General features: G+C 44.7%; 14 protein-coding genes. 7 read left to right on the top strand and 7 right to left on the bottom strand.

The genetic code is table 11. From position 1 onward, the window contains the following. Positions 1-108 precede the first annotated feature (108 nt). Positions 109-798, bottom strand: coding sequence for a TerC family protein (locus ACEN8J_RS07095; RefSeq protein ID WP_029517222.1), 690 nt, complete (start codon positions 796-798; stop codon positions 109-111). 350 nt (positions 799-1,148) lie between these two features. On the opposite strand from ACEN8J_RS07095, the gene ACEN8J_RS07090 reads away from it, so the two are divergent. Next, complete coding sequence (locus ACEN8J_RS07090; RefSeq protein ID WP_029517221.1) at positions 1,149-1,766, top strand: TVP38/TMEM64 family protein; 618 nt, start codon at positions 1,149-1,151, stop codon at positions 1,764-1,766. A gap of 178 nt (positions 1,767-1,944) precedes the next feature. Further along, positions 1,945-2,916: a peptide-methionine (S)-S-oxide reductase MsrA gene (msrA, locus tag ACEN8J_RS07085; protein WP_340885792.1), complete on the top strand. Its 972-nt coding sequence runs from the start codon at positions 1,945-1,947 to the stop codon at positions 2,914-2,916. Positions 2,917-3,024: 108 nt separating this feature from the next. Here the strand turns inward: msrA and ACEN8J_RS07080 are convergent, their stop codons facing one another. Next, positions 3,025-3,828, bottom strand: a complete 804-nt coding sequence (locus ACEN8J_RS07080; RefSeq protein ID WP_495594378.1) for a lipid II flippase Amj family protein — start codon at positions 3,826-3,828, stop codon at positions 3,025-3,027. Between the two features lie 151 nt (positions 3,829-3,979). On the opposite strand from ACEN8J_RS07080, the gene ACEN8J_RS07075 reads away from it, so the two are divergent. Continuing rightward, positions 3,980-4,171, top strand: a complete 192-nt coding sequence (locus ACEN8J_RS07075; RefSeq protein ID WP_495594377.1) for a DUF2188 domain-containing protein — start codon at positions 3,980-3,982, stop codon at positions 4,169-4,171. A gap of 113 nt (positions 4,172-4,284) precedes the next feature. On the opposite strand, the gene ACEN8J_RS07070 is transcribed toward ACEN8J_RS07075, so the two are convergent. Both ACEN8J_RS07070 and ACEN8J_RS07065 read right to left on the bottom strand, forming a co-directional pair. Next, positions 4,285-4,989 (bottom strand): YitT family protein, encoded by a 705-nt coding sequence (locus ACEN8J_RS07070; RefSeq protein WP_029517217.1) that lies wholly within the window; start codon positions 4,987-4,989, stop codon positions 4,285-4,287. Between the two features lie 460 nt (positions 4,990-5,449). Then, complete coding sequence (locus ACEN8J_RS07065) at positions 5,450-6,340, bottom strand: DMT family transporter (protein ID WP_029517216.1); 891 nt, start codon at positions 6,338-6,340, stop codon at positions 5,450-5,452. Positions 6,341-6,640: 300 nt separating this feature from the next. Here ACEN8J_RS07065 and ACEN8J_RS07060 point away from each other — a divergent pair, with 300 nt between their 5' ends. From ACEN8J_RS07060 to ACEN8J_RS07050, 3 genes are all read left to right on the top strand, one after another. Further along, the gene (locus tag ACEN8J_RS07060; RefSeq protein ID WP_495594376.1) at positions 6,641-7,036 is read left to right on the top strand and encodes a YhjD family protein; all 396 of its coding nucleotides are present in this window, start codon (positions 6,641-6,643) and stop codon (positions 7,034-7,036) included. Between the two features lie 234 nt (positions 7,037-7,270). Further along, positions 7,271-7,726, top strand: a complete 456-nt coding sequence (locus ACEN8J_RS07055) for a spore germination protein (protein WP_029517215.1) — start codon at positions 7,271-7,273, stop codon at positions 7,724-7,726. A 138-nt stretch (positions 7,727-7,864) separates the two neighbouring features. Beyond that, positions 7,865-8,167 carry a Ger(x)C family spore germination C-terminal domain-containing protein gene (locus ACEN8J_RS07050; RefSeq protein ID WP_029517214.1) on the top strand — a complete coding sequence of 101 codons (303 nt, stop codon included), beginning with the start codon at positions 7,865-7,867 and terminating at the stop codon, positions 8,165-8,167. 14 nt (positions 8,168-8,181) lie between these two features. On the opposite strand, the gene ACEN8J_RS07045 is transcribed toward ACEN8J_RS07050, so the two are convergent. Beyond that, positions 8,182-10,707, bottom strand: a complete 2,526-nt coding sequence (locus tag ACEN8J_RS07045) for a transglycosylase domain-containing protein (RefSeq protein WP_495594375.1) — start codon at positions 10,705-10,707, stop codon at positions 8,182-8,184. A gap of 216 nt (positions 10,708-10,923) precedes the next feature. On the opposite strand from ACEN8J_RS07045, the gene ACEN8J_RS07040 reads away from it, so the two are divergent. Further along, positions 10,924-12,192 carry a DNA polymerase IV gene (locus ACEN8J_RS07040; protein ID WP_029517212.1) on the top strand — a complete coding sequence of 423 codons (1,269 nt, stop codon included), beginning with the start codon at positions 10,924-10,926 and terminating at the stop codon, positions 12,190-12,192. A 150-nt stretch (positions 12,193-12,342) separates the two neighbouring features. Here the strand turns inward: ACEN8J_RS07040 and ACEN8J_RS07035 are convergent, their stop codons facing one another. Continuing rightward, complete coding sequence (locus ACEN8J_RS07035; RefSeq protein ID WP_013310877.1) at positions 12,343-12,630, bottom strand: stage VI sporulation protein F; 288 nt, start codon at positions 12,628-12,630, stop codon at positions 12,343-12,345. A gap of 111 nt (positions 12,631-12,741) precedes the next feature. Next, the gene (gene recG / locus ACEN8J_RS07030) at positions 12,742-14,790 is read right to left on the bottom strand and encodes an ATP-dependent DNA helicase RecG (RefSeq protein ID WP_165150238.1); all 2,049 of its coding nucleotides are present in this window, start codon (positions 14,788-14,790) and stop codon (positions 12,742-12,744) included.

Genomic DNA, 14,790 nt, shown 5'->3' with positions numbered 1-14,790 from the left:
TGACAAGTAAAGAAAAGAGACTGCTCCGGGTCCAGTTGGACAATAACGGAACAGCCTCTATGGCATGAACATTCAGCTTCAGCTAAGTTTACCTCAATGTAAGTTAGCTTAGGCGTGCTGCACTTGCTTTCTTGTTTTTTCACTTTTGATTTTTTTAACACGCATCCCAATGGCTACAACCAGAACCACAACCAGAACCTCAAAGCCGTATTTAACGACCCCGTTCATAAACCAGTGTGCAATCAACGGTTCCGCCACCACCATTTTGGCAGCAGTATAAGCAAGTACAGCAGCCCCAATCGTAATAACTACTGGGTAACGTTCTGTCAGCTTCAAGATAATCGTACTTCCCCACACCATGATTGGAACAGAGATTGCAAGACCCAATATAACGAGTAGCATATTTCCATGAGCTGCGCCCGCTACAGCAAGTACATTGTCGAGCCCCATCATCGTATCCGCGATAATAATGGTGCGGATCGCTGCCCACATTTGATTCGTGGCTGAAATTTCATGCTTCTTCTCTTCGACCAGTAGCTTATAGGCGATATAGATAAGTGCGAGTCCCCCAATCAAACGCAATCCATAAATTTGCAATAAATACGTGACCAGCACCGTAGCAATCACACGAATGATGACCGCTCCGACCGTCCCCCAAATAATGACCTTCTTTTGATTGGCCTTATCAACATTGCGAGCCGCCAAACCGATTACGATTGCATTGTCACCGGCTAGCACCAGATCAATGATAATGATGGATACTAATGCGGTTAAAAACTCAATTGACAACAAATCCATACGTTTCTCCCACCTTTTTTATTTATTTGTTATACTGTACATAGTTCAGCGCTTTATACTAAAAAAGCGCCATTTCACGGAATCCGGAAACGGCGCTGACCCAAATTTGGCATCAAAAAAAGACCATTTACCCGGATTCCTAAAATCCTGGCAAAGGTCTCGCTTACAACATTACGTTGCCAATAAAGCCGGGGATTAAAAATCCCGTAATGACGACTTTACTCGTTGAGCTACTCCCCTTTGGGAACTATTCTATTAGTGGCAGTATAGCACACATTATTAGGAATGTGAACCCTATTTTTTTCTGTATAAGCGATAAGCCGTACAGGGATATTGAAAGAGGTATGTAAATGAAAAAATGGCTACTTGCCGCTGCTTATGTTTCGCTGCTTTGCATCGCGTTTATCTACAGATATGATTGGCTCGCCTGGGCGGACAAGCAAACCTCCTTTCCAGTTCTGCTACTGCTCGCATTTTTATTCGCGTTAATACCGTTTGTGCCTTACAAGCTGATTATCGCTTCTATTGCTTATGCCGCAGGTCCTTGGCAAGGTGCTCTGATTTGCTGGCTAGGCACTACCATGGCTGCACTGGTCGTTTTCATTGCAGTACGTACCCTGTTTCGTGACAAAGGACGAGCCTATTTGAAGCGGGTTCCTGCATTGGAGCGCTTCAATCGGGTCATGGAAAGGGAGCCTTTTGCTGCTGTTCTGCTGGCTCGCCTGATTCCGGTCATCCCCCAGGCAGCGGTAAATGTATACGCTGGAGTAGCGGGGTTCCCGTTCTGGAGCTTTATCCTAGGTACAGCTATTGGCAAGCTTCCCGCAATTGCGGTGTATGCTTATGCTGGCGGCACCTTTGCAGAACACCCAATCACTGGTTTGCTCATTTTGGTGCTATATACTGCATTGGTGGGCGGCGGCTTTATACTCTACCGAAAAAGGCTTCAACGCATCAATAGAATTTAATGCGACAGTTTGCTACCGTTTCTGTAGGATGTTTCATGGCGATTTTGAGGACAGAGCCAGTTACACTGCCGTTTGGTTTCTGACGTTTCGTTGGATTTTGCAAAAATCTCGTATATAATTTAATTGTAAGCTATTTAAATAACAACTAATTAAACATTCTCAGATTGGAGTGACAAATATGAGTACCAACAATCCACACACGGTAGAAAAAGCAACTTTTGCAGGTGGCTGCTTCTGGTGCATGGTTTCCCCTTTTGAGGAATTACCCGGTATTTTGAAGGTTAGATCTGGATACACAGGGGGACATACCGAAAATCCTACCTATGAAGAGGTATGCTCTGAAACAACGGGGCATGTGGAAGCCGTACAGATTACATTTGATCCACAAGTTTTCCCGTATGAAAAACTGTTGGAGCTATTCTGGCAGCAGATTGATCCGACGGATGAAGGTGGACAGTTTCACGATAGAGGTTCATCTTACCAAACGGTTATTTTCTATCATAATGAAGAGCAGCGAATCAAGGCAGAAGCTTCTAAAGAAGCTTTGGCTCAAAGTGACCGCTTCGACAAGCCCATTGCTACACCGATCCTGCCTGCGACCACTTTTTATGAAGCAGAAGAATATCATCAGGACTACCATAAGAAAAACCCCGCTCATTACAAACGCTACCGCAAAGGTTCGGGACGTGAGGACTTTATCGAACAAAATTGGTCTGGCAAGATTGATAAATCCGATCTTAAAGATCGGCTGACGCCTATTCAATACGAAGTAACTCAAAAGAACGCGACCGAGCGCCCTTTTCAAAATGAGTTTTGGGATCATGAGGGTGAAGGCATTTACGTAGATATCGTATCAGGAGAGCCCTTGTTCAGTTCATTGGACAAATATGATGCAGGTTGCGGTTGGCCCAGCTTTACCCGTCCGCTGCGCAGCTATAATGTCAAAGAAAAAACCGATCTCAGCCATTTTATGATCCGTACCGAGGTGCGAAGTCGCGAAGCTGACTCCCATTTAGGGCATGTATTCGATGATGGTCCTGGTCCAGATGGTCTGCGTTATTGCATCAATTCCGCCGCGCTCCGCTTCGTGCCTCAAGCAGACTTGGAACGTGAAGGATACGGAGCATATAAGTCATTATTTGAACAGTAAGTAACCATAAAATCATTGGAGCTGACCCGCGATCTATCTTTAATAGATGATCACGGGTCAGCCCTTTTTTGGGATATGGCAGCAGCACATCATTACGAAAGCTAGCAATTAACTCATTACCCATCCAAGCCAAATTGCTAGCGGTACTAGCAATAGCTGAGCTAATAAAGTACCTGCCAAACGCGACATGATCATCCAGCCGTACATACTGTTCATCCGAGTTAAGGGTAGCTCCCCTCGTAGCGTTTTCTCCGACAGGACCGCCAACCTTGGATCAATTAACAAGGTCAATAATACCGTTGCAACGCCATTGATTAGACCTGACGACATTGACATTGCTGTACCTTGAGCAGGCCACAGGAATGATGCATATAAAGCAGATACTACTCCTGTTGTATAAATCGAAGTGACAGCTATATTCAGAATAATTAGACGCTTGGGTATCGCTCCGCTAATCAGTGAAGTAAGCATGGACCAGGTGGGACGTTTTATGTAGTAGCCTGCATGTTTCCAGCGACTTCGCAGCATTAAATGACGCACCAAAGCCGGAATAGATCCGGTATGCTCCAAATGCACAATCCATCTGGCTGACATGCGTACCACTGTTGGATACAGTAATATAGCAAGTATGGTTCCAACGGTTGCTGCCAGCAGTACCCCATGCATATATAGTTCCAGTCCAATATCCGTTCCGCCCACTTGTGCTGCAGCTTTAGCCTGATCGACCATCCCTCCGAGTAAAGGCCCCTGCGCCATGTTAGAGGTGCGTGAAACCAACAGCAGCATTCCCGCAACGGTTAACGCTAATCCAATCCGACGCGCTCGCAAACCACCAAGCCGCAGAGCATAGGACAAGCTATCTGTAGTATGAATGATGATAGTCAGCAAAAAAACAAAACCCCAGGCAAGCAAATGCTTCACTCCTTTTTCTGGTATTCTGCACACCATTATACGCTTTTTCTCAAGATACATTTTACAATATATTCATTTCTTTGATTTCCGTTTGTTTAATCCTACAACGGGTAATACATAATACATCATCTGCTATAAGGAGTGTGCAACTATGCCTTGGGACAAACATGATTACCCTCCATCCATGAAAAACCTGGAACCTCGTGTGCGAGAAAAAGCCGTTGATATTGCTAACGCTCTACTCCGTGACGGCTATGAAGAAGGTCGCTCGATTGCGATTGCCACTTCCCAAGCCGAGGAATGGAACGATAATCATCCAGCCGAGCAAGATGAGAAACAGTAGAAAAAATATAAAACGGACGCATTCAGTCTACTTTAAAACCTTCCTGATAGAAGCTGAATACAGCGAAAGGGTGTTACGTAAGAAGATTTCTCTCCTAACGTAACACCCTTTCCTTATTGACGAAGGCTGTGGACGACCGGCACTGTTTTGGCAACCACCTTTTTAGCGGGTATAGCCGCTGGCAGTACCTTTTTCACAGGTCGGTGCAGTTGGAACGTGGTCGTCCATGTAATTATTTTTCCGGCAAGCCACACAGCCAGTATTGTAAACATTGTTTCCTTCATAGGCAGATACAATAGTGATAATCCCAGTACGATGATGTCACTGACAATAAACACGTTGCCGATTTTCCACCCGCGCCACTCACTGATCAGCAGAGATAAGATATCATCGCCCCCGGTTGCTCCACCGAATCGCAGTACGATTCCGGCTCCCAAACCTGTAAGCACCCCACAAAGTAGAGCAGCTATCAGCAGATTTCCATGTAGATCTATAACCAGAGTCGAATACTTCTCAAATCCTGCATAAAACAGTGAAAAAGCGACGGCTCCGATTAACGCAAGCAGCATAAATCTTTTGCCCTTCAGTACCCATGCCAGCAATATGACGGGAATATCAAGCAGCAACATACTCCATGCTGGAGATATACCAAACGCGTAATGTCCCAGCAGGGCCAAGCCTGCAAATCCGCCTTCTGACAAATGATTTTGGGCATTAATGTGATAGTACGTAAAAGCTAAAATGCATGTTCCGAGCAACATGACAGCAATCTGTCTCAATGCTCCATTGTTCACGATAGATTCGTAAGTTTTCCTCATACAGGCTCCCTCGGTTTCTCGTAAGTTTGATGTGGATGAACCCACTCTTACGGAAACTACCAGGTAAGATGTGCCTGGAGGACTTGGTCCTTCGCATGTACAATCCCCTCTTCCGCAGAGTTGGCTTTCGCAACTTGACGTTACTCCGCGGAAAAGCTAAGTATAAGACAGATCAAATCGTTTCCAAATCGTCCTTTGGGGAAGTATCCTTCGGGGACACATGGTATCCTGATCCTTTCTTTTGTGGAATAAAACTCCGACATTTCTGTGGTACATATAATTCTATAATTTATTATACCACACCTTGTCACCTGCTAAACAGCTTGCTTTTTTGCTGCACCATATTTTATTTTATGTGTGAGCATGCTTTATTGTATGTGTGAATTAACGCATTATACCGAAGGTTTGGCGAATGTACATTTAATATAACCCAAATCGTATTTTATTTTTGTTTAGATTATTATCCACTTAATTTGGCGGTTCTACGCTGATTGGCCATAAACACTCCTCCAAGTATAAGGACCAGCCCGGTTAGAACGTTCCAGCCGATATGTTCATTCAAGAGCAAAAAGCCCCATACAATGGCACTTACTGGTACAAAATACGTCACCGAAGAAGCAAATTCCGCACTCCCCCGCAAAATCATGTAGTTGAACAAAATATATGCTACTCCTGATCCCAAAACTCCCAGTCCTATAAGAGAACCCAATACACCTGAATCAGAAACAATCGACAAATCAGGTCTCTCCACCATTGCCATCATAATGCCACCCCCTACCGCCGCACCAAGCAGTGTCGCAAAGGTAGCCTGATACATGGAAAGATTGGAAAGAAAACGTTTGGAGAGCTGTGTTCCAAATCCGTAGCAAAGAGTCGCAAGCAGCATACACCCAAAACCCACAGGATCAACAGAAATAATAGATGCAGGATTAATACCCAATAAAATAATAATTCCTACAAAAGCGAGACCCATTCCTAACCACTGCATTCGATGAAAAATAGCTCCGAAAAAAACAAGCCCCACCAACATGGTCCATATGGGCGTGGTAGCATTCAATACAGAAGCCATGCTGCTAGCTATTCTGGTCTCGCTAAAACCGATCAATGTCCATGGCAAGACCATGTTGACCGAAGCTACCAGAGTAACCGATTTCCACGGAATGCTTTTGATTTTAAACGGCCTGCGCATAAGTATCATTAACAAGACAATAAAAATAAGCCCAAAGCTGGACCTGAGAAATACAATAGTCCACGGCCCTACCTGATGTAGCAACAACACCTTGATAAACATAAACGAACCGCCCCAAATGAGGCTCAACAGTAATAAAGCTGCATATAACGAACGTGACAATATGTATACCTTCTTTCTCCACTTCTTAAGTTAAATAGTAAAGGCTGACCGCAGTCAGAACGATCTCCCCTTTTATGTAAGTTTTTATCCATTAGCTTAACATAAACTCTGTTTGACTGTCATTGGCGATAAACGTAAGATTCTTTACATAATGGCACATGGGTATCGCTCCCCATCACTTTTCCAATAATTGATGATTGCTTTAGCCATGGAAAAATTCCTATGATGAGGTATAAATAGAACATACGTTCTATATACTGATTATATATTGTATTCTTACTCGGAGTAAAGGAGATTTTTATGCCAAGCCAAAAGATACTGAACCACAAGAGCAAAGCTCCTTTACCTTCTGAAGAAGACACAGGGCTGGTCAAGATGTGTGTACTTTTAACTCTTGTTCTGGATGTGCTGGAACGAGACATTCGTATTATAAATACCTCTCCTCTAAAAATGCCCGATTTGTATGTTCGTAGCCTGACTGGAGTACAACAGCGCGTAGCTGTTCAATTAGCAGAGACAAAAGCGCGAATGAAAACACTAGGAATTAAAATTTACAGCGAAATCCGAAATCATGAAGGCGTAGAGGTTTTGTATGCATGCCGTGGCTATCAAAGGCGATTTTTCATGCTTTCATCCTTTGCTCGCAGCGAGGTCCGGCGGAAACTGGGACACTATCTAGGAATTGATCCGACGTAAGATTAAGCCTCCTTGTAATCTGGTGATTCAAGAATGGATAAGTCACCAGATCATGGATAAACTCAGTCCATTTGGCACACATTATGCCTATCTCATCCAAAAGGGGGTGCTTTCTTGGCTGGACATGACGCAGCTTCCGTTGAATTAAGCAGAAATGTTTGAGCAGTTATCCATCAATCTGAATCTGATTCGCAAACAAATTGTCACCCCGTCACTGGTTGTACGCTACTTTATGTGGGATCTAAAACCCGAACTAAAATCGTTATTGTCTATGTTCAAGACTTGGCTAATCCTGAGCTGGTGAAAGCAGTGAAAACGAGAATTAAAGCAATCTCCTCCGATATGGCGCTCCCTGCCGGTTTTATTCAAGAATTTAAGGAGGACAATTCTTATTCTCTTCCCTCAATAGCTCAGACGGAACGACCGGATGGTGTGACCGCCAATCTAATGGAGGGACGGATTGCGATTTTGGCTGATGGTAGCCCAACTACTCTAATAGCTCCCATCTCTTTTTCTGCATTTTACCAAAGCCCAGACGATTATCACGCTCGTTGGATTATTAGTTCATTTCTAAGAACGATTCGAATGACGAGCTTTTTAATCGCTTTTACGCTGCTTGCCATTTACATTGCGACGATTACTTTTCATCCAGCTATTTTGCCATTAGAGCTGGCGCATATCATCAAATAATAACTAGGAATTGGTTCTACGCCCAATAATTTTACTTATTTCCCCCTAATTGTGTTCCCTTTTTCTGCTGCTAATTCTATCCTATCTCTTCAAAAAAAAGGAGGGACCTGAAACATAAAAAAGAGCAGAGCGCTTGGAATGCTGGCTCTACTCATGTTTATAACAGGCTGCTGGGATCAGAACAATTTGAAGGATGCCCGATTGGCAAATGCATCGGCTTATGATCTCACTCCTGAAGGCGTGTTGTCGCAAACGCTAGAGACTGTAGATGATCCTCAAAGCAATCAGGAAAATGGATGTGATGCCTTTGGCGTAGACAGACAGTTGATCGCTCATCATCCAGTAGTATGGAAAAGTGTAGATTGGAATGAAGAATACCCCAATGTTCGTTTTCATCCGCAGGTCACTGTAGACATTGTTGGGAACGGCATTTTAAACTAAACCGTTCCTGTCGCTTAGTTTTTGGGTTGATCAGATATTATTTCTGGATAAGTAACTTCATCAGATTGGTTTTTTGGAGTCTCACTCTGGCTTTCCGATTCAGAAGGAGTCTCCTGTTCATTTTCAACAGAAGGTTGCGAAGTATCTGTTGATGGCACATCGTTGTTCTCATCAGGCATATCTACCTCTGTGTCTGCGTCAGGAATAGCAGGATCCGTTTCCTCTGGTGGAATTTTCTCTTGATCTATTGCAGGGACCTCAACCTCTGGGACTGCTTTTTCCTTGATATCTGGTTTGGATGGGACCACTGGTCTAGCAGAACGCGGAATCTGTTCTCTTCCAACCTCGGTAGGCACATATTTTTGATTAAACCAGTCAGTCACGAGTTGACCCGATTGACGGGAATAACGCCCTGGTAGCTTACCTGTAAGGCTAGAAACCGTAACTCTTACAACACCTTCCGGCTGTATAAAGTGCTTATTCTTAAAAAGCTCAGGCTGGTCCTTGACCGCCTCATTCATGATCAGTGCCCACACTGACTGTGCTCTGGAATGGCCTTCTTGAGATAGTGTATTAACCTGTTGGCGGTAACCAGCCCAGACGCCTAGTGTAACGTCAGGTGTATACCCCATAAACCACACATCACCAAAGTTTTGTGTCGTACCGGTTTTACCGGCGATATCAATGTCACCATAGCTTTTAAAAGCATTTTGCAGACGTTTGCCAGTTCCCCTCGGATCTGATATAACCGTTTTGAGCATATCCGTCATCAAAAATGCGGTTTGCTGCGAATATACACGTCTCGTCTGCGGTTTAAATTCATATACGATCTTCCCGTTGGCATCCGTAATTTTGCTGATCAGATGAGGTGCATTATATACACCCATATTGGGAATCGTTCCATATGCTGCGGTCAGTTCCTCGACGGATACCCCTTTACTTAGTCCACCCAAAACCCCTGTCTGTGCATGTTCATCCTGCGACTGAATGGTCGTAATTCCAAGAGAACGCACAAAATTCCAAGCGTTAGGAATTTTAACTTCATATAAGAACAGCCTCAGCGCAGGGATGTTGATTGACCGATTGAGTGCTTCACGGGCTGTCATAAGCCCCTCGTACCGTCTGTTATAATTTTTAGGAATATGATAACCTTTACGTCCGTCTTTCAATATGATTTGTGAATCATCAATAAGACCGGCTGGCTGAGTGTAGCCTTTTTCCAAAGCAGGTAAATAAGCAGCAATAGGCTTCATGGCAGAACCGGGCTGACGTGTCATTTGAGTTGCATAGTTCATTTGCTCGGTATTAAAATCTCTGCCCTCGATCATACCAAGTACAGCCCCTGTTTTATGATCAATCATGATTGCTGCAATCTGCTCTAATCCCTTCTTCTTACTGTATGGAGAAAAGTTTTGTGGATTGGCTGCAATCTGCCGCATATTATTATAAATTTTCTTATTTATCGTTGTATAAATTCGATATCCGGACCTTTGCAACTCTTCTCGCGTATTTTGAAGAAGCTCGGCATGCTCAGGCTTGGAAATTTCGGCTGGCGTGATATCCGGATTTTGCTGGAGCGCTAACAATTGGGCCGCTTCCCGCTCTGTCTCCAGCATCAAATAAGGGAATGTGTTATAACTTTTTTCGCGATGTGGCGCAAGAGTGGCTTTCACATCAAATTGAAGCGCCTCATTATATTCGGATAGCGTAAGTTTACCTGTTGCCAGCATTCTTCCCAACACGACACGCTGACGCTCCATCGCTTTATTGAAGCCTTCTTCATCAAAGTTCCCTTTACCATCAAAAGCGGAATAAACAGATGGCAGTTGCGGGAGACCTGCCAAATAAGCCGCCTGAGCACTATGAAGCTTATGTAGATCACTTACATTGAAAATTCCTAACGAAGCAGACTTGATTCCATATAAATTGTAACCAGCGGAACCATTACCAAAAGGCATTTTGTTTAAGTAAGCCGTTAATATTTTATCCTTGCCCATAAACCGTTCCATACGCAATGCTAGCAGCATTTCCTTCACCTTGCGGCTGTCCGTCTTATCCAGACTGAGAAAAACCCTTCGGGCTACCTGCTGCGTCAGTGTGCTGCCGCCTGTTTGGCGGTTTTCATTCAAAAGCTTCTGCTTAACGGCACGAGCTGTTCCCTTTAAATCCACACCACGGTGCTCATAAAATTGGCTGTCTTCCGTTGAAATGAGGGCGTCCACAATCGACTGAGGGACATCCTTCAGATCAACGAGCTGTCGATCCTCCTCCATGCGCATTCTTCCAACCGGAGTTACCTGATCATTAAAAAATACAAAGCTGGTCAGAGCGTTCTCATTTACCTTTTCATATATCAACTGACGTGATCGTACAGGTTCATCATGAACCAGTGCCGCTACATAGCCGGATATAAGACCTCCAGCAAATAGCAATCCAAGTACACCCGCAAACGAGAACCACTTGATATTAATTAGCAAAACTCTGCCAAAAATACGCCACCTACTGCGTTTTTGAGATGATGGTCGACGTTTTGGGTTCATAAAAATGGTTTTCTCCCCTCAATATTCATTCATTTCCACTTGTTTTTGCTCAAGATATTATGATACGCCATGTTAGGTTTTACGTAAACTCTAACGTTCCAAAAAATACATTTGTATTAGGAACACTTGTTCTGTATATAATACTACTATAAGAGTATACATTCAAGAATATTTTGGTAGGATGATCAACACCTATCAGGAGAGGAGGTCGAATTTTTGAAGGAACGCAGAAATAGAACCATATTCTTATCGGACTGCCAAAGTTTTTATACCAGCATCGAAAAAGCAGATGATCCCAAATACCAACATAAGCCACTCGTTGTGGCCGGTGACCCTGCACTTCGTTCAGGCATTATTTTAGCTGCATGTCCGCTGGCCAAAAAATACGGTATATCTACAGCAGAACGTCTGGGAGAAGCGGTGAAAAAATGTCCTGACCTTATCATTGTACGCCCGCGTATGCAGCATTATATCGATGTCTCATTAAAAATAACAGAAATCTATAATGAATATACGGATTTGGTTGAAGTTTTCAGCATTGATGAACAGTTTCTGGATATGAGCGGAAGTCTCTCTCTGTTCGGAGATCCGGTGAGTATTGCAAGTGAAATTCAGCAAAAGGTACTGGCACAAACAGGAGTATGGATTCGAATTGGCATCAGCTCCAACAAAATGCTGGCTAAAACCGCGACAGATATATGGGCTAAAAAAAATGACAGTGGCATTTTCTTGTTGCCTACATCCGATATTGCAGCGTTGCTGTGGCCTCAGCCAGTACGTCTTATGTTCGGCATTGGTTCGCGTATGGAACGGCATTTGGAGAAGCTTGGACTACACACCATTGGAGATATCGCACGTACCCCCTTACCCCGGCTACAGGACAGATTCCGGTCTCATTTCGGCAAGCAGTCCGATATTCAGGCAGAGGTGATATGGCGGACTGCTAACGGGATCGATCACAGCCCGGTCAAGCCGGAAACATTTAATACACCTCCCAAATCCATCGGTCATATGATGACTCTTCCCCGCGACTATCTCCAGCCTGCGGAAGTGGAAACCATCCTGCTTGAACTAACAGAAGAGGTGTGTCGGGACGCCCGCCGCAAAGGATATATGGGCTCAGTTGTGACTGTTCATTGTATATGCAGTCCCTACGAGGCACCAACTGGGTTCTCCCGACAAATGAAGATACCCGATCCTACAAACCATACCCAAAAAGTATATGAAACCGTTAAAAAAATCTTTTATACTTTTTGGAATCATATGCCCGTGAAGCGCGCAGGGGTTACTTTAAGCGGATTGGTGGATGATCAACTATATCAGTTGGATTTATTTGAGGATCAGGAGCGATCCCGTGCTTTGGAAAAGGTGACGGACACTTTAAAGGATCGGTATGGTCAGTCCATCATCATGCGAGCATCATCGTTAACAGATGCCGGGCAGGCCATGGAACGCTCTATCAAAATTGGCGGTCATTACAAATAAAAAGTCTCATGATAAGTGCACACTAGCTATTGCCCGGGGAATGAACTAAAACAAACCAAAAAGGATCGCCTGATATCAGGCAATCCTTTTTTTATCTGTGCTTCACAAAAAAACATGGAGAACGCTTTGAAGCACCTCTTCAAATAGCAATCAACGGAACATTCCCCACAGCTTGATTAGATGAAATGTATTGGACGGATCAATTTTTTGTGCCAATACGAAGGCGGTCAATTGCTCCTCCTGCGCAGCCGTCAAACGCTCGTTTAAAATAGCAGAAGTGGACTTCACAAGATGACGCACCTTAGCTTTATTTTGCAGGTCCGCTTTAGTCACACCTTCAATCTGCTGCTTAACCCGCTCCTTGAGCGCACGATTCTTCATTTTCAACTTAATCCGCTCCACCAGTTGCGGACTGATTCCATATTGCTGATAGCTCAATGTTGCCACACCTCCCATATCATTCGGTCATTCCCAAATATATGACGGCCAGCCTGTCCATTGTGCCTATCTGTTTAAAACGTTTAAAACAATCTCATAATTCATGGTGGATTAATCGATGAGATCCCCCTGAAAAATCTGCTCTTTTTGCAAATAACCGCGCAATGCTTCATACTGCGGAGATGTCCAAAAGGACGCATCCTTGATCAGATCAGTTGCATCCTCACGCGCCTTTTCCAGCACCTCAAAATCCGCTACCATATCTGCTAAACGAAACTCGGGTAGCCCACTCTGCTTGGTACCAAAAAAGTCACCCGGCCCCCTCAAATCCAGATCGCGTCTAGCCACCTCAAAACCATCGTCCGTATCGGTCATAACCTTCATCCGCTCCTGACCAACCTCCGACTTAGGGTCAGCGATCAATACGCAATACGAGGCATGTGCACCCCGTCCGACTCGTCCACGTAATTGATGTAACTGGGATAGTCCAAAACGATCCGCATCCATAATGATCATTAGTGTCGCATTGGGAACGTCTACCCCTACCTCCACAACCGTCGTTGAAACGAGCAACTGAATTTCATTCGCATAGAAAGAACGCATAACTTCTTCCTTTTCTGCGGGAGTCATTCGTCCATGTAATAGCCCAACGCGGTAATGTGGAAAAGCCTGTTGCATTTGAATATGCAAATCGATGGCATTCTGTACGTCTAGCTTCTCCGACTCTTCAATCAACGGACAAATCAGATAAGCCTGCCGTCCCTGGTCTACCTCGCGGGAAATAAAACCAAGTACCCGATCCATCAGTTCGTGCTTCACCCAATAGGTGGAAATTGGAATACGCCCCTTCGGCCGCTCTGACAACGTAGAAACATCCATATCGCCAAACGCAGTGATGGCCAGCGTACGAGGGATCGGTGTGGCCGTCATCGTCAGCACATCGGGATTATAGCCTTTGCGACGCAGTACACTTCGCTGGTTCACTCCGAATCTATGCTGCTCATCCGTTACAACAAGCCCAAGCTGACGAAAATATACATCCTCCTGAATGAGAGCATGGGTGCCTACTACAATGTCCAGCAGACCCATTTGGAGAGCAGCTAGCAGTTCCTTACGCTTCTTCCCGGTTGTACTCCCAGTCAGTAGACCAACGCTGATTCCAAAGGGCTCAAACAGCTTGTGAAGCGATCGCATGTGCTGCTCGGCCAATATTTCGGTTGGCACCATCAGCGCTCCCTGAAAACCGGAACGTACTGTGGCAAATAAACCGATGGCAGCAACAACTGTTTTACCTGACCCAACATCCCCCTGAAGCAGACGGTTCATACAATAAGGTGAGCGTAGATCGTGCAGTATTTCAAGCTCTACCTTCTTCTGTGCATCCGTTAATTCAAAAGGCAAAGCCCTTACAAATTCACGAATCGTGGCGTTATCCACCGTATGTACCACCCCGTCCGCACGACCGCGATTTAACGCCCGGAATGCCTGCATTTTCAACTGAAATAAAAACAGTTCCTCATACACCATCCGCCGACGAGCCTCTTGCCCCTCGCGGTTGTCCTGAGGCTGGTGTATACCCGCAATAGCCTGCTTGCGCGGCATCATACTATATTTGCGTACAAGCAACTCAGGCAATATTTCGGGGATCATTTCACCAAACTGCTGGAGCGTCTGGTTCATTATTTTTCGCATCCAGCTTTGGGTGATCTTGCCGCCTATAGAGTACACCGGTTGAAGTGTCCCCGAGCGGGCTACTCCTTTATCAGGAAACTCAGAATCTGCAACAGTCATCTGCATACGTTTGAGGTCCCATTTACCAGTCACCACAATTTCACGACCTGAGGTTAGCTGCTCCTTCATGAAATGCCGATTAAACCACGTTGCGGTAAACATCCAATCCTCGGCCATCAATTTACAAGTCAACCTTGATTTGCGCCCGTAACGCTGAAGCACCGGAATGCCCATAATTTTGGCTTGTACCGTAATCTTATCTCCGTCCTTCACTTCGCTTAGCGAGCGCAGTCGGTAATCTTCATACCGAAACGGATAATATTCCAGCATATCCTGTATGTTAAAAATGCCAAAAGCGTGAAGCTCTCCCTCTTTGAGAGCACTCACGCCATGTATTTGTTTTAAAGGTATTTGATCCAATTGCAGCAT

The organism is Paenibacillus sp. Paensp38 (assembly GCF_059491915.1).
Note: the sequence above shows the minus strand (reverse complement) of the source record. Positions and strands in the feature narration are given on the sequence as shown.

Bases quoted from the DNA above. Each gene is read 5' to 3' on its own strand.
- ACEN8J_RS07070 (WP_029517217.1), bottom strand. From the start codon at position 4,989: ATGAGGAAAACTTACGAATCTATCGTGAACAATGGAGCATTGAGACAG.
- ACEN8J_RS07095 (WP_029517222.1), bottom strand. From the start codon at position 798: ATGGATTTGTTGTCAATTGAGTTTTTAACCGCATTAGTATCCATCATT.
- msrA (WP_340885792.1), top strand. From the start codon at position 1,945: ATGAGTACCAACAATCCACACACGGTAGAAAAAGCAACTTTTGCAGGT.
- ACEN8J_RS07045 (WP_495594375.1), bottom strand. From the start codon at position 10,707: ATGAACCCAAAACGTCGACCATCATCTCAAAAACGCAGTAGGTGGCGT.
- ACEN8J_RS07050 (WP_029517214.1), top strand. From the start codon at position 7,865: ATGCTGGCTCTACTCATGTTTATAACAGGCTGCTGGGATCAGAACAAT.
- recG (WP_165150238.1), bottom strand. From the start codon at position 14,790: ATGCTGCAATTGGATCAAATACCTTTAAAACAAATACATGGCGTGAGT.
- ACEN8J_RS07090 (WP_029517221.1), top strand. From the start codon at position 1,149: ATGAAAAAATGGCTACTTGCCGCTGCTTATGTTTCGCTGCTTTGCATC.
- ACEN8J_RS07060 (WP_495594376.1), top strand. From the start codon at position 6,641: ATGCCAAGCCAAAAGATACTGAACCACAAGAGCAAAGCTCCTTTACCT.
- ACEN8J_RS07075 (WP_495594377.1), top strand. From the start codon at position 3,980: ATGCCTTGGGACAAACATGATTACCCTCCATCCATGAAAAACCTGGAA.